Origin of the sequence: Chryseobacterium daeguense DSM 19388, assembly GCF_000430825.1 — a bacterium.
Classification (GTDB): Bacteria; Bacteroidota; Bacteroidia; order Flavobacteriales; family Weeksellaceae; genus Chryseobacterium; species Chryseobacterium daeguense.
Map to the genome: position 1 here is coordinate 65,005 of NZ_AUMT01000009.1, position 15,311 is coordinate 80,315.

Consider the following 15,311-nt stretch of genomic DNA (forward strand, 5'->3'; position numbering starts at 1 on the left):
CTTCATTCCACTTCGTTCCAATCAGAATGACAGAACGCAACTTTTAATAAAGCAAAATGATTCATTATAAATCGGACTCTTCTTCCTATAATTTTTATTTAATTTAAGTATAATCGGAAAATTTGTCTTTTTAATATCACCCGAAAATATAGAATTCGGAAAATTTGTCCATTATTTTTAAAAAATCAACAATTGAATACTTTTTGTGATAAAAGAATCAGAATTAAATGATTAAATAAGATGGAGGACATCAGAAATTAGAAAATCTGATTTAAAACTTAACATTTTTTTGACTCTCATGGTCTGAAATCTGATGTCTAAAATCTATAATGAAAAAGTAAACATCAAAAATACATAAATATGAACTTAAACCAATATACCGTAAAATCACAAGAAGCCATCCAGGCCGCCCAACAGGTAGCAGTGGAGTTTGGCAACCAGCAAATAGAACCTCAACATCTCCTTGAAGGAATTTTTCAGGTGGATGAAAATATATCGCCTTTCTTATTAAAAAAATCTGAAGCAGATGCCACTTTAGTAAGAGAGCGCAACCGTGAAAATCTGGAAAGACTTCCAAAAGTACAGGGAGGAAACATTTATCTTTCACAATCTGTAAACAAAGTTTTGCTTGATGCCCCCAACATCGCAAAAAAAATGGGTGACGAATATGTAACCATCGAGCATTTATGGCTTTCATTGTTAGAAACCAATTCTGAAGTTTCGAAAATGCTTAAAGATATGGGCGTTACAAAAAGTCTTTTGGAAGGCGGAATTAAAGAATTAAGAAAAGGAAGCAAAGCTACTTCTGCAAGTTCGGAAGAGACGTATCAATCCTTAAATAAATATGCTAAAAATTTCAATGAATTAGCAGCAGAAGGAAAACTGGATCCCGTAATAGGCCGTGATGAAGAAATCAGGAGAGTATTGCAGATCCTTTCCAGAAGAACGAAAAACAATCCTATTCTGATTGGTGAGCCCGGCGTTGGTAAAACTGCCATCGCGGAAGGAATTGCCCACAGAATTATCAGCGGCGACGTTCCTGAAAACCTGATGGATAAAACATTGTATTCATTAGATATGGGAGCTTTAATTGCCGGTGCAAAATATAAGGGTGAGTTTGAAGAAAGATTAAAATCTGTTGTAAATGAAGTCATCAAATCAGATGGACAAATCATTCTTTTCATCGATGAAATCCACACTTTGGTTGGAGCCGGAGGCGGTGAAGGAGCGATGGATGCAGCGAATATTTTGAAACCAGCTTTAGCAAGAGGAGAATTAAGAGCTATCGGTGCAACGACTTTGAACGAATATCAAAAATATTTTGAAAAAGATAAAGCGTTGGAAAGACGTTTCCAGAAAGTAATGGTGGAAGAACCTGATACGGAATCCGCAATTTCTATTCTTCGTGGAATTAAAGATAAATATGAAGCGCATCACAAGGTAAGAATCAAAGATGAGGCGATTATTGCAGCGGTAGAAATGTCTCAAAGATATATTTCAGACCGATTTTTACCGGATAAAGCGATTGATTTGATTGATGAAGCTTCTGCGAAATTGAGAATGGAAATCAATTCAAAGCCTGAGGAACTGGATGTTTTAGACAGAAAGCTGATGCAGATGGAAATTGAATTAGCAGCGATTTCAAGAGAAGGAAACCAGACGAAAATTGACCATTTAAAAGAAGATATTTCGAAAATTTCTGAGCAGAGAAATGAAATCAACGCAAAATGGCTGAAAGAAAAACAAAAATCTGAAGATTTAACCCAGATTAAAAAAGATATAGAATCTCTGAAATTAGAAGCAGAAAGAGCTTCAAGAGCCGGAGATTACGCCAAAGTAGCGGAAATCCAATACGGAACACTCCGTGAAAAAGAGGAAGAGCTGAAAAAACTTGAAATCGAGATGCAAAACCATCAGAATGAGCTGATTAAAGAAGAAGTAACTTCTGAAAACATCTCTGAGGTGATTGCAAAATGGACAGGAATTCCCGTAACAAAACTCCTTCAATCCGAAAGAGAAAAATTATTAAATCTTGAAACCGAACTTCACCATCGTGTAGTTGGTCAGGATGAAGCTATTACAGCCGTTGCCGATGCCATCAGAAGAAACAGGGCGGGATTAAGTGACGATAAAAAACCAATCGGTTCTTTCTTATTCTTAGGAACAACCGGAGTTGGAAAAACCGAGCTTGCAAAAGCGCTAGCAGAGTTTTTATTTGATGATGAGAATAATATGACGAGAATTGATATGAGTGAATATCAGGAACGTCACAGTGTTTCGAGATTGGTGGGTGCGCCTCCGGGATATGTAGGGTATGATGAAGGCGGTCAATTAACAGAAGCCGTGCGAAGAAGACCGTATTCTGTAGTGCTTTTAGATGAAATTGAAAAAGCGCATCCGGATGTTTTCAATACTTTGTTACAGGTTTTGGATGATGGTCGTTTGACGGATAACAAGGGTAGAGTCGTGAATTTTAAAAATTCGATTATCATTATGACTTCCAATTTAGGTTCACACTTAATTCAGGAGAATTTTGAAAACATTACGGAAGAAAATCAGGATGAAATTGTTGATAAAACAAAAGATGAGGTTTTCGATTTATTGAAACAGACGCTGCGTCCGGAATTTTTGAACAGAATTGATGAGGTGGTACTGTTCCAGCCTTTAAGAAAAAAGGAAATCGGGAAAATTGTTACGTATCAGTTGAGAGGATTCAATGATATGCTGGCAAAAAGAAACATCATCATGACGGCAACGCAGGATGCTGTAGATTACCTGATGAATAAAGGATACGATCCGGCTTTCGGGGCAAGACCGCTGAAAAGAGTAATCCAACAGGAAGTTTTAAATAAACTGTCAAGAGAAATCCTGGCAGGAAATGTAAATGACGGCGACAGAATTACACTGGATTATTTCGAGGAGACAGGTTTGGTATTCAGACCTACAGAATTATAAGTAGTTTTTTTCATATATATTATTTTTGTAAGTAAGTGCTGTAGAGAAATCTGCGGCACTTATTTTTTATCCAAACACATCCAAATTCTTTATAATTTTAATTAAAATTTGACATCCGTAAAAACACGGTAAAGAAACAGGAAAAAGCCCTATCGATTTAACATAAAATTTTTCCGAAATTTGCAGTACCAACTAACATCTTACTATAAAAACTAGCTTTATGAAAACAAAACCTAATTTAGACGTTGAAACACTGGAGCTAAGCTCCGTGCCAAGCACACTGACTTGTGATTTTATCCAAACTCTGGTAAACAATTACAGAAACAACCATTTAAAATTTGTAAAAGATACAATAGGAGTAGATGATGCACATTCTATTCATTTTGATCTGGCGACTTTGAAGAAATTTATTTCTGATATCGAAACGGAAACGCAGAAGGTTAATCCCAATGTACCAGCAGAAGATTTAGGAATCCGTTTCTACTATGCGGCTTATCCTAAGGCCGATAATTGGGACATCATGCAAAACACCCCAATCGGCTTGGAATACGCAGAAAAACATACACTGGTAATGATCCCTACCATGAAAATGGAAGAAGAAGACGGCGAATATTTGCCTTACGACTTCAATCCTATAAGCTCTGCCGGCAGTGGCCAGGTTTTAGCCATGGCATCAAGCAGATCAGGAGAGCCTGCTGAACAATCACTTGCACAGAATCACGGAACCTTAATCCCCCCAGATAGCACAAAAACCGAGCTATTCTAAAACTTAATTATTATAATCAAATAAATCTCAAGCACAATGACTGATTTCCAAAAACTGGTATATGAATCTATGTACATTGCAGAAGGCCTTGCCGCTGTAGTATCTCTTATATTTTACAAACGTATAAAAGATCAGCCATGGAAATACTTTGTGTTTTACCTCATTTTTATCTTCCTGTGCGAATCGGTAGGAAAATGGGCAGGATATTTTATTGATTATAATAAGCAGGCATTTTTCAATTATTTTGTAATTCCTGTACAGTTCATATTTTTTTACTGGCTGTACGCAGCAAAGTCTTTTCAGAGACCAAAGCTTTTCATTACATTATCATTGGTTTACCTGCTCTCATTTATTCCAAGCGAGTTTCTTTTTTCCACAGACAAAGTCATGTTTTCATTAAACTATACTTTAGGCTGCCTGATTCTCATGATCCTTGTGGTAATGGAATATTATAAGCAGATTAATGACTCAAATATTCTTAATTTTGATAAAAACAGAATGTTTTACATTAATCTTGGAGTAACCTTGTTCTATATAGGAACCCTGCCGTTCTGGACGTTTCTGGAACTTATAAAAGCGTACCGGGAAATTTTCAATATTTATTTTGCTTATTTCCTTGTTTCGGGGATTGTCATGTACTTATTATTCTCAATTTCATTTATATGGGGAAAACAGAGCTCATAGTAACGTTAATTCTTTTCAACATATTCTTTGTGTTGTTCGTAACTGCCATCATGGTTTATATCCGAAAATACAAGCAGCGAAAAAAAGAATATTTAAATGAAATTGAAGTAAAAAACGAAGTTCACAAGCGGGAGCTACTCGCCACCCAGCTGGAGATACAGCAGGCAACCATGCAGCAGATCGGGCGGGAGCTTCATGATAATATCGGGCAGAAACTTACCCTCGTAAGCCTGTACACGCAGCAGCTTTTATATGAAAATAAAGTTCCCGAAGTGAGTGAAAGAATAGATCAGGTTTCACAGATCATCAACCAGTCTCTGCAGGATTTGAGGAGCCTTTCAAAAACTTTGACCGATGATAATATAAATCAAAAGGAAATCGTAACTTTAATACAGGAAGAAGTAGACAATACCAATTCATTTAAAAAATGTAAGGTAAGCTTTGAACACAATTTCAGTCAGCTTGACTTGGGATTTGCCCACAAAAACGTGTTGCTCAGAATCACTCAGGAATTCATTCAGAACAGTATAAAACATGCGAACTGCAAGAATATTTTCATCAATCTGAACACTTCTGAAGAATCACTTTGGGAGCTGAACATTAAAGACGACGGTGCCGGATTCGATAAATCCAATATAAAATCAAACGGAATAGGCCTCACCAACATGAAAAACAGAGCCGAGATCATCGGTGCAGATTTCAGCCTCGAAAGCCAGGAAAATAAGGGAACCTCGCTCAATATTATTTTAAAAAGACAGCCATGAAAAAAACGATAGTGATTGTAGACGATCACGTACTCATCGCAAAAGCCCTGGAAGGAATTATTGATAATTTTAAAGAATTTGAAGTCATTTACGTTGCGGAAAACGGTAAAGATCTCATTCAGAAATTTGAAAACAACAGCAAAATTCCGGACATTATTTTAATGGATATCAGCATGCCGATTATGGACGGTTTTGAGACGGTTCTCTGGCTGAAGGAACACCACCCGAACATCAAAGTAATGGCACTGAGCATGCAAGGAGACGATAAAAGCGTAATCAAGATGATTAAAAACGGAGCCAAAGGCTACCTTCTTAAAAATACCCACCCGAAAGAGCTTGAAAATGCTTTGACGAAACTCAATAACGATGGATTTTTCTATCCGGAATGGGCCTCAAAAATCATTTTCTCCAACATGAATAATGAAGACTCTGCCAATACCATCAGAATTTCCGAGCGCGAAAAGGAGTTTTTAAAATACACCGTAACAGAATTAAGCTATAAAGAAATTGCCGATAAAATGTGCTGCAGCCCTCGGACCGTAGAAAGCTACAGGGATCAGCTTTGTGATAAACTAGACCTGAAAACACGTGTAGGACTCGCTGTTTTTGCTATTAAAAATGGCTTTGCTGAATCTTAATCAAATTAAATAAGGAAGCTGGGGGCTGGAAGAGTGAAGTTATCAGAGGGTGTAAATAGTTTTCAACCTCCATTAACCCCCTTCCCCTAGCTTCAGACTTCCAGCCGACTCTCTCAAAAACTCATTCACTCATATTTACACTTCAATAAGTCCTGTCTTTTCTTGTAAGACAGGATTTATTTTTGATTAATAACTTGTGATTATCACATTTCCGTGGAATATCAAAATTTTAATAAATTATAATATTCCGAATTCAACTTATATTTTACATAAAAAACAAAAATATTATGTATTAAATATAAATAAATCAGTATTAGTATAAAATAAATATCATATCGATAACATATTTTAAAAATCGCTATTGCATATTAATTTTAAAAAAATTAATTTCATGTTCTTAATTACAAAAAAAAGAATTATGAAAAAACTATTATTTGGAATCCTTGTTCTGGGATTAGTATCATCTTGTAACAATGATAATTTGTCTAATCAGCCTGAGGATTCATCCAAAGCTCCTGAATCATCAGATCTATTTAAAAGAGGCTGTGCTTCTGAAGAAGTACGCCAGGAAGCTTTAAAAAACAATGCTCAGCTTAGACAGAAATATGAAGCATTGGAAGCCAATACTGAAAAGTATATGAATGACGTAAAACTAGGAAAGGTTCTTCCCGATGGTACGGTGGAAATCCCCGTGATTGTAAATGTTCTTTACAGAACGGCGGCAGAGAATATTTCAGATGCTCAGATCCAGTCTCAGATTACTACACTGAACGCCGATTTTTCAGCTACCAATAGTGATATTAATAAAATTCCTACTGAATTCGCTTCTGTAGCAGCAGGCAATACTGGTATAAAATTCCGCCTGGTACAGGTAAACAGAAAATCTACAACGGTAAGAAGCTGGAGAACGAATGATGCTATGAAGAAAACCTCTTCAAAAGGCTTGGACGCCACAGATCCTACTCATTATTTTAACATCTGGGTAGTAGGTGATATGGGCAGCATATTAGGATATGCAACTTTCCCTGAATCTGCCGGACTTTGGAATGACGGTGTAGTAATAGCTTCCAAATATTTCGGAAATACTTCTTCCGTTCCTTATAATTTAGGAAGAACTGCAACTCATGAAGTAGGACATTATCTGAACCTGAGACACATCTGGGGAGATGCCAACTGTGGAAATGACATGGTAGCAGATACTCCAACACAGACTACTGCAAATTATGGCAAGCCAACCTATCCTTTGCTTAATACATGTAGCGGCGTTCAGAGATCTGTAATGTTTATGAATTATATGGATTATGTAGATGATGCTGCTATGTTTATGTTCTCTGCAGGACAGAAAACAAGAATTCAATCTGTAGTTGCTGCAGCAGGACCAAGAGCCGGATTGAGAGTATATTAAAAGAAAAATAATATGTAATAAAAAAATGCCTGAGAAGATCTCAGGCATTTTTTATAGTGTTTTAGAATTATCTTCCGGAGTATAATCCATAAAAAGGCCACCGTCCAGATTCACAGATTTTACTTTTTTCTTAATGGGAATGGTAAGCATCGTCTGCTTCTGATCTTTTTCCCACAGCCCCGGTGAAAAATGAAGCTTCTCTACAGAACCGTCTTCATACGTAAGGTTTGCATCAAAAGGAATTGCAAAGCCACCCACATTATCTACATTTACCGTTAAAAGGTCGTTCATTTGGGAAACATTGGAGATTTTTAAATCAATGTAATTATTGGTGTAAAACCAGTTATTAAAAAACCAATTCAGATTTTTGCCCGAACCTGTATTCATCGAATTAAAATAATCCCACGGAATCGGGTGCTTCCCGTTCCAGTTATTCATATAATGGTGTAATGCTTTTTTGAATAAATCATCACCCAGAAAATCTTTTAATGCCAGATAAGATAAAGATGCTTTCACATAAGAGTTATTTCCGTAGCCGGCGCCGCTTACCTGTGTACTCATGGAAATGATCGGCTGATCCTGCTCTGCGGAAGGATCATTAATCCATCTTTTAACCCTGAAATTCTGATAAAACTCCTTTGCGGCAGCTTCACCGTTTTCATCTATCCCGATTAAATATTCCAGCGTTGTCGCCCAGCCTTCATCCATGAATGCATATCTTGTTTCATTGATTCCCATATAAAAAGGGAAATAAGTATGCGCAATCTCATGATCTGCCGTCAGTCTCGCATCCTGGAAGTTGTCCGGAATACTGCTGTCATTAATCATCATGGGATATTCCATATCAGCATACCCCTGAATGGCTGTCATTACATTATAAGGATATTCCACTCCCGGCCAGTTTTTTGAGAACCAATCAAGGTTGTAGCGCATCCATTCTACATAATGCTCAAAATCTTTTGCTCCGGCTTTATAGCCTGCCTGTACGCTGGCTCTTTTTGTTTTTAACTGAACACTTGCTGCATCCCAAACATAATGATTGCTTAATGCAAAACAAAAGTCCGTGATGTGATTAGCTTTAAACTTCCAGGTATTCCACTTATTGAGCTTCGTCACTTTTCCGGATTTCATTTCCTGTTCGGTGGCGATGTGCATTACTTTATCACTTTTTAATGACGCTCTGAACCTTTTTAAATATTCCGGCTGAAGAACTGCTTCGGGATTCAGAAAATCCCCTGTTGCCCAAACCACATAATTTTTCGGAGCTGTAATAGCGAAGCTGTAATCATTAAAATCATTGTAAAACTCCTGCCTGTCAGAATGCGGAATCATATCCCAGCCATTATAATCATCATATACGGAAATCCTCGGGAAAGAATAGGCTACATAAAAGGTTTCAGGGTCAATCTGCCCTTCCCTTCCGCTCTGTACCGATAAAGGATATTCCCATTCTATCTTAATTTCTGCTTTTGCCTTGGATTTTAAAGCTGAATTTAATTTTACCTTTTCAACCGTTCCCCAGTCATCACTGTTTATATTATATTTTTCACCATTTACAATAAATGATTTAATATGTAGACCTGAAGATAAAAAATCTTTTGAAACAAATCCTGATCTCGGCGACTGCGGCTTGTGAAGATTATTAACGAACCTAATGGCAAGCTCATCCAGATCATTCGGGCTGTTATTACTGTAGACTATTGTTTCCTTTCCTGAAACGGTCTTAGAGTTGGCATCCACCTTTACCTCAACATTGTAAATCCCTTTATTCTGCCAGTAATTTTTCCCCGGAGCACCAGACATATCGCGGGTTCCGTTTTCGTATGCTTTTTTAATATTTCTCGGCATATATAGTTCCTGTGCGGAAAATTGCCATGAAGCCAAAAGCAATAAACCCAAAACCAATCTTTTCATTAAAATCTTTTTATAAATAAGTATTTAATTTAACATAAAAGTAACAAAAAACAGCAATAAAATTATTACCGCCTTACAATTTTTAGATCCAAATATCACACATCGATCACTTAAAAAATTTGTCATTCCGTAGGAATTTAAGTATAGCTTATAGTATTGTGAAAAAATTCGTGCCCAGATTCCTACGGAATGACAAACTTGTAATATGTATATCGTTCAAACAAATTATTTCAAAAACGTAAGATCCACCAACACGGGAAAATGATCGGAAGGATACAGCAGATTCGGTCTTCTGTCGTTGATGTGTCTTTGGGATTTTATTTTAAAACCTTTCACGAATATATAATCAATCCTGTCTTTCGGAATTTCGTTTACATTGAATGCAGTAAAAGTTGCTTTAGGGCCATAAGGCTTTGTTTCAGAATGATAATAAGAATCCTGTAAGTTTTGTGAAATAATTTTAATCGGTTCAGAATCTTCGGTCAAATTAAAATCACCGCTCAAAATTACCGGCAAATTTTTAGGATTGATTTCTTTAATCTTTTTCAGGATCAGTTCAGAAGATTTTACCCTCGCTACATTTCCTACATGATCAAAATGAAGATTAAGCGCCATAAATTCTTTCTTCGATTTTTTATCTTTAAAAACAGCGTAGGTACAGATTCTGTTCAAAGCTGCATCCCAGCCTTTTGAGGGCTTTTCCGGCGTTTCTGAAAGCCAGAAAGTACCTGACTTCACCGGCTGAAGCCTTGTTGTATCGTAAAAAATGGCTGAAAATTCTCCTTTTTCCTTACCGTCATCTCTCCCAACGCCTACATAATCGTAGTTTTTAAGTCCGTTTTTAATATCCCTCATCTGATCGGGAAGTGCTTCCTGCACCCCGAAATAATCCGGATGATAGTACGTTAACAAATCCGCTACATCCTGTTTTCTGTTCGTCCAGGAGTTCTCTTTATCTGAGTCTACATTCAGTCTGATGTTGAAACTCATTACTTTAAGATCCTGTGAAAAACCTAACGCAAAAACCATCAGGAATACGATTGAAAATCTGAAATTCATAATCATTTATTTTAATTAACAAAGCAACAAAAATAAGACTTCTCCCGAAGAGAGAAGCCTCAAATATCAATTATATTGTTAAATTATCTTTATCTTCTTCGATGGAAAGAAAATAATCCGGGAAATCTTTTTTGGAAACCGGCTTTTCACTTTCTAGTTTTACTACCCCTATTGTTTTATAGTGAGCCGCCGGTTTTATATTTTTCTTTTTAAGTTCTGTCTCAAGATCTTTGATGTTGATGTTTTCTTTCAGAACTGCCAGATATGTTTTCATTCCTTATGCCTGTATTAATCCGCTTCCAATGTCCCTGTATTTCAAACCTTCGATAGGTTTTGCTTTGGTTTCAATCAATTCCCATATTTCTTTTGCAGATTTTTCGGGAAACTGTTCCATGAATAAGGCCGCAAGCCCTGAAACATGTGGTGCTGCCATACTGGTCCCACTCATCGTGTAATAATTGCTGCTTTTATTTTTCGCATTTTTTGAATATGAGCTTACGATATCCACACCGGGAGCACAGATATTGACATTCCCGCCATTTGTAGGATTTAAGCCACCATTGGAAAATTTTGCGACTCTCATCTGCCCGTCTATTGCACCCACCGCCATAATCGACATAGAATTGGCGGGCATGGAAACCGGTTTCGGGATAGCGGGCCTGCTGCTGTCATTTCCTGCTGCCGCTATGATCAGGCAATTATTTTCCAGTGCCCTGTTTCCTACCGTTTCAAATAAAACAGAAGGTGCATCACTCAAACCTACCGGACAGGCCAATGAAAGCGACAAAATCCTGAATTTCTTTGTAATAGCCCAGTCGATAGCATCAATAACACTGCTCGTAGTTCCTTTTCCAGCATCGGAAAGCACTTTTGCGATTTTTAAATTAGCATCTTTTGCAATTCCGTATCTTCTTCCGGTGTCCTGTCTTATATTTCCGGCTGCGACTCCGGCGCAGTGCGTTCCGTGGCCATTTGGGTCGCGATTCCAGTCTTCCCCGCTGATAAAAGATTTTCCTTCAATTTCTCTTCCCGAAAAATCTGGATGAGACAGTTCAATACCTGTATCCAAAATACAGATATCTACACCTTTTCCCGTATATTGTGTATTTGCGAGACCTAAGGCTTTCAGCCCCCACTCCATTTCTACCAAAGGTTTTTGAGGCAGCGGCTTATTTATAATATATTTTTCGAGCTCGGTGATTTTATCGATAATTTCTGAAGACTGCTTTTTTAATTCATTAATAATCGACAATTCATCAGCATGAAAAAATTCTCTTTCTTTTTCAAAGTAAACGATAGGGTTAGAATCGTTTTTAACGGCACTTTTCAGTTGTGCTTCATCCATATTTTCCACAGCAAGGACACTGAGGTTTTTATATAAAACTCCATTTTCATTATCAATCACCTGATAAGAACGGTTTTCTGAGGAAAGAAATTCCGATGAGGTGATGGTAACTTCCAATTCATTTTCCACTTTTTTGAGGGAATTTTTCTGTTGATCCTCAAGAACAACGATGTATCTTTCTTTTTCCATGACAATTTGTTTTTAGCTTAATTTTAAAATAACTTCTTCAAGAATTAAGAAAATATCTTCCGAGATCATGCTTAATCTCAGTTTTTTATTAATTCCGGAAATTTGTGTATTCTGGTTCACAAGAGAGGTCCAGAAGACTTCAATTTTGGCAACAGAATTCAGCTCTTTTACTTTATCGTCGTCCAGAATTCCGTTTTGATATAAAGAAACGATCAACCCGGAAAGTAATTCTTCCGCCTCATCCAGCTTCTTTTTTTCTTTAGCATACATTTCCATTAAAAACCCGTGAATGGTTTCCATAGCATTGAATGAAAATCCCCAAAGTGTCTCCCGTTTTGCCGAAGTGATTTTCTCCATCTGAACAGGGTTAAAACCTCTTTTTACGGTAGAAATCATGTTCATTACCTTCAACACTTCAGATTCATAAGTGGTGTTCCCTTTTGATCTTAAATATTCTAAAAATTCATTAAGAAATGCTTCAAACTGCCCGTCAAAATCAAAAGATTTCGAAAGATAAAGCTCCTGAACCCTATTAAAATGTTCCAGCAGTTCCTGAATTTTCTGTATCGTATGATGAACGAGCTCCTGCATTATTCAAAAGTTATTTGTTCGATAGCTTTTCCGTCTTTATCCTGATAAGACACGATTCTGATTCCTTCTTCTTCCATTTCCACATGAAGATTGATGAATAATTTGTCCTTGTCTTCGGCAGAATTGGTATTTGGGTCGATATAAATGTTGTTTAATTTTGAATTAATTAAACTGTATCTGTTCAGCACTTCAGAATAAATTTGTTTTAAAGCGGCAGATTCCTCTTCCGTTACGGTCCCTTCAATTGGTCTTTGCACCGGCTTTTGCGGAGTTACGGCTATTGATCTCGTCGGTAGAGGTTTGATATCCGGAGTCTGGGTTGTGGTTTCAATTTTTGAAATCCTGCTTGATTCCATCCCGCCACCGCCTCTTACATTATTCAATATCCCTTTGAAGTCATCATTCTGAATAGTTTTTGTAGAAATCGGCTGAATATTTAATTGCCTTTCTTTATTGATGACAAGAATTCTTTTGTTGACGTCTTCAATTAGTTTAGATTCATCCAGCGGGAAATTTCTGTCCGCATCAGAATCGATATCGGTGATTTTAATGGGAATGTCCATTTTTACGCTCGGAAGCGAATATCTGGGAACTTTAAAATATTTTAAATACTCGTGTTTGGCATATTCTTTTGCAATGGCTACTGCATTTTCGTCTGCTTTTTTACGAGCCTGAATTATCTCGTTATTGAGATAATTCAGGTAATCTGATAATTTGACCATGTCTCGTAAAAGTTTTTATTGAGCAAGCAATCCAAGAACTTTTTCCAAACCTGCAGGCATTTCGTCATTCGTAGCCTTTACTTTTACTCCAAGAGAATATTCTTTTTCCACTTTAATACCTGTGCTTGAAGTTCTCTTGTAAGAAACATCCACATTGAATTTTACCGGCCCGAAACCTCCTGAAGCGCCAGCTTTGATTCCGAATTCATCGCTTACGTCTTTTGTGTAGGTTGAATTTAATTTTACGTTAAAATCTACGTCGCAAGTTTCGATTCTGAAGCTGGGAACGTTCAATAGCGCGATAAAAGGAACGGAAATTTCCACATCCTGCTCAATCGTTGCATCTACGTTTGGAGTTTCTTCTTCGTTTTTGTATTCAGGATTCGGAACATGCTTTTTGTACTTGAATTCTGCCATACGAAGCTTGTTATTATCCCCGTCTTTTTCAAAGCCTACCTGCTGGATGAAGTTTACGGTACTAATTGCTGCATTCGACTGAGCCTTTACACAGGCGTCAAGCGGACCTCCGATGATTTTTGCGAAATCGATGCTTCCTAATTCTGCTGCAAAATCTGCACTTTCAGCACCTGATGTTTTGAAAACCTGATCATCGGCAGCCATTCTGCCCGCAATCATTTTCAATACTTCAGAAGATACTCCTGCAAAAGATTTTTCCCATTTCTCATCGTAGTTTTTCTTGAAATTTTCGATGATGCTTAATAAATCTTTGTTTGAAAGATTAGCCAGTTCAGCAGTTTCGATTCCTGAAACTTTTTCGTAAACGGCTGGTGTTAAGGATTTTTCTAAACCTGTTAATAGGTCGATCAATTCATTTTTTGATTTCTTGGTGTGGTTTGCTTCCAACACCGACTTTAATGTTTCCATGTTTTTTGTTTGTTTTGGTTATTAAAAAATTTCTACTGCAAATTTATGTCGCTATTAAGTGAAGTATCGCAGTAAAATTCCGAAACTTAGTACCGTAAAATCCCCCCAAATAAAAAAAGTAGATTCCCGGTGGGAGTCTACTTTTAGTTTATTTAAAGGTTTTTTTTAAACACAAAAGTCTCAAAAGAATTTTAACACTTTAGTTAATTAAGTTCATCTTGCTGATGTAAAAAAAGAACGCATACGTTTTTGAAAATCTACGATTTTCTATCTAATGCATTAAATAATTACTGGTTTGTCATTCTGACACAGACTGCAGGTCTGCGAACTTAGTTCAAAGAATCTCAACATTATTTTAAGATTCTTCACTTCACTGCGTTTCGTTCAAAATGACAAATGCATTAATTAATCTTAACTCCTTAAATTATTCTTAGTGGTTAAAATTTAAAATTAATTTGATTTTTTTGCTTTGATCATTGCTTCTAAAGCATCCCACATTTCCTGCGGAATATCTTCAAGCATATTAAATTCGCCGGCTCCCTGCAGCCATTCGCCACCGTCTATAGTCACCACTTCTCCATTCATATAAGCAGAATAATCTGAAACCAGATAAGCCGCAAGATTAGCCAGCTCCTGATGCTCTCCTACCCTTCTCAACGGAACTTTTTTCCTCATATCAAACTTTTCCTGTAAATCTCCCGGAAGAAGTCTGTCCCAAGCCCCTTTTGTAGGAAATGGCCCCGGTGCAATTGCGTTGAAACGGATGCCGTATTTTGCCCACTCTACCGCCAGAGATCTTGTCATTGCTAAAACGCCGGCTTTCGCACAGGCTGACGGAACAACGTAAGCAGAACCTGTCCAGGCGTATGTTGTTACTATATTTAAAACCGTTCCCGAAGTTTTTGAATCAATCCAATGCTTACCAATGGAAAGCGTACAGTTTTTTGTTCCTTTTAATACAATATCCAGAATAGAATCAAAAGCTGAATGCGTTAGTCTTTCTGTCGGGGAAATAAAATTTCCTGCCGCATTATTTAATAAAATATCAATTTTTCCAAATTCTTTTAATGCTGCCTCTTTCATAGCTTCTACTTCATCCCAATTCCTTACATCACACGCTACACAAAGAACTTTTCCACCGGTCTGCTCTTCCAGTTCTTTTGCTGTCCCCTGTAATTTTTCAAGGTTTCTTGAAGTGATTACCACTTTTGCGCCCAGCTCAAGGAAATATTTGGTCATTGCTTTTCCCAGACCGCTTCCGCCACCTGTTACTATTGCTACTTTATCTTTCAGTGCGTCTTCGCGAAGCATCGGCTGTGTATATAGATTCATATATTTTATTGTTTTAGTAAATTTAAGATTTTATGTGATTCCGCGAGTCATAAATGATATGC

14 protein-coding genes are annotated in these 15,311 nt (G+C 37.1%); 6 read left to right on the plus strand and 8 right to left on the minus strand.

The window, feature by feature from the left end; all coding sequences use genetic code 11:
• Window positions 1–360: 360 nt before the first annotated feature.
• The 6 genes from clpB to H560_RS0111830 all read left to right on the plus strand — a co-directional run bounded on the left by clpB (window position 361) and on the right by H560_RS0111830 (window position 7,212).
• A complete protein-coding gene (gene clpB, locus H560_RS0111805; RefSeq protein WP_027380236.1) occupies window positions 361–2,955 on the plus strand; it encodes an ATP-dependent chaperone ClpB in 2,595 nt (864 codons plus the stop codon).
• Between the two features lie 220 nt (window positions 2,956–3,175).
• Complete coding sequence (locus tag H560_RS0111810; protein ID WP_027380237.1) at window positions 3,176–3,721, plus strand: hypothetical protein; 546 nt, start codon at window positions 3,176–3,178, stop codon at window positions 3,719–3,721.
• Between the two features lie 36 nt (window positions 3,722–3,757).
• Window positions 3,758–4,405 (plus strand): hypothetical protein, encoded by a 648-nt coding sequence (locus H560_RS0111815; protein ID WP_027380238.1) that lies wholly within the window; start codon window positions 3,758–3,760, stop codon window positions 4,403–4,405.
• Window positions 4,384–5,169: a sensor histidine kinase gene (locus tag H560_RS0111820; protein ID WP_027380239.1), complete on the plus strand. Its 786-nt coding sequence runs from the start codon at window positions 4,384–4,386 to the stop codon at window positions 5,167–5,169. The genes H560_RS0111815 and H560_RS0111820 overlap by 22 nt, the downstream gene beginning before the upstream one ends.
• On the plus strand, window positions 5,166–5,807 hold the full coding sequence (locus H560_RS0111825; RefSeq protein WP_027380240.1) for a response regulator transcription factor: 642 nt from the start codon (window positions 5,166–5,168) through the stop codon (window positions 5,805–5,807). The genes H560_RS0111820 and H560_RS0111825 overlap by 4 nt, the downstream gene beginning before the upstream one ends.
• Before the next feature lie 418 nt (window positions 5,808–6,225).
• Window positions 6,226–7,212: a zinc metalloprotease gene (locus H560_RS0111830; RefSeq protein ID WP_027380241.1), complete on the plus strand. Its 987-nt coding sequence runs from the start codon at window positions 6,226–6,228 to the stop codon at window positions 7,210–7,212.
• A 51-nt stretch (window positions 7,213–7,263) separates the two neighbouring features.
• On the opposite strand, the gene H560_RS0111835 is transcribed toward H560_RS0111830, so the two are convergent.
• The 8 genes from H560_RS0111835 to H560_RS0111870 all read right to left on the minus strand — a co-directional run bounded on the left by H560_RS0111835 (window position 7,264) and on the right by H560_RS0111870 (window position 15,249).
• Window positions 7,264–9,126 (minus strand): M1 family metallopeptidase, encoded by a 1,863-nt coding sequence (locus H560_RS0111835; RefSeq protein WP_027380242.1) that lies wholly within the window; start codon window positions 9,124–9,126, stop codon window positions 7,264–7,266.
• Between the two features lie 225 nt (window positions 9,127–9,351).
• The gene (locus H560_RS0111840; protein WP_027380243.1) at window positions 9,352–10,185 is read right to left on the minus strand and encodes an endonuclease/exonuclease/phosphatase family protein; all 834 of its coding nucleotides are present in this window, start codon (window positions 10,183–10,185) and stop codon (window positions 9,352–9,354) included.
• Between the two features lie 70 nt (window positions 10,186–10,255).
• The gene (locus H560_RS0111845; RefSeq protein WP_027380244.1) at window positions 10,256–10,459 is read right to left on the minus strand and encodes a hypothetical protein; all 204 of its coding nucleotides are present in this window, start codon (window positions 10,457–10,459) and stop codon (window positions 10,256–10,258) included.
• A gap of 3 nt (window positions 10,460–10,462) precedes the next feature.
• The gene (locus H560_RS21495; RefSeq protein ID WP_051289306.1) at window positions 10,463–11,719 is read right to left on the minus strand and encodes a S8 family peptidase; all 1,257 of its coding nucleotides are present in this window, start codon (window positions 11,717–11,719) and stop codon (window positions 10,463–10,465) included.
• A gap of 12 nt (window positions 11,720–11,731) precedes the next feature.
• The gene (locus tag H560_RS0111855; RefSeq protein WP_027380245.1) at window positions 11,732–12,310 is read right to left on the minus strand and encodes a hypothetical protein; all 579 of its coding nucleotides are present in this window, start codon (window positions 12,308–12,310) and stop codon (window positions 11,732–11,734) included.
• Complete coding sequence (locus tag H560_RS0111860) at window positions 12,310–13,032, minus strand: hypothetical protein (protein ID WP_027380246.1); 723 nt, start codon at window positions 13,030–13,032, stop codon at window positions 12,310–12,312. The genes H560_RS0111855 and H560_RS0111860 overlap by 1 nt, the downstream gene beginning before the upstream one ends.
• A gap of 15 nt (window positions 13,033–13,047) precedes the next feature.
• Window positions 13,048–13,917, minus strand: a complete 870-nt coding sequence (locus H560_RS22385) for a DUF2589 domain-containing protein (RefSeq protein WP_051289308.1) — start codon at window positions 13,915–13,917, stop codon at window positions 13,048–13,050.
• A gap of 450 nt (window positions 13,918–14,367) precedes the next feature.
• Entirely contained in the window at window positions 14,368–15,249 is an 882-nt protein-coding gene (locus tag H560_RS0111870; protein WP_027380248.1) for an SDR family oxidoreductase, read from the minus strand.
• Window positions 15,250–15,311 lie beyond the last annotated feature (62 nt).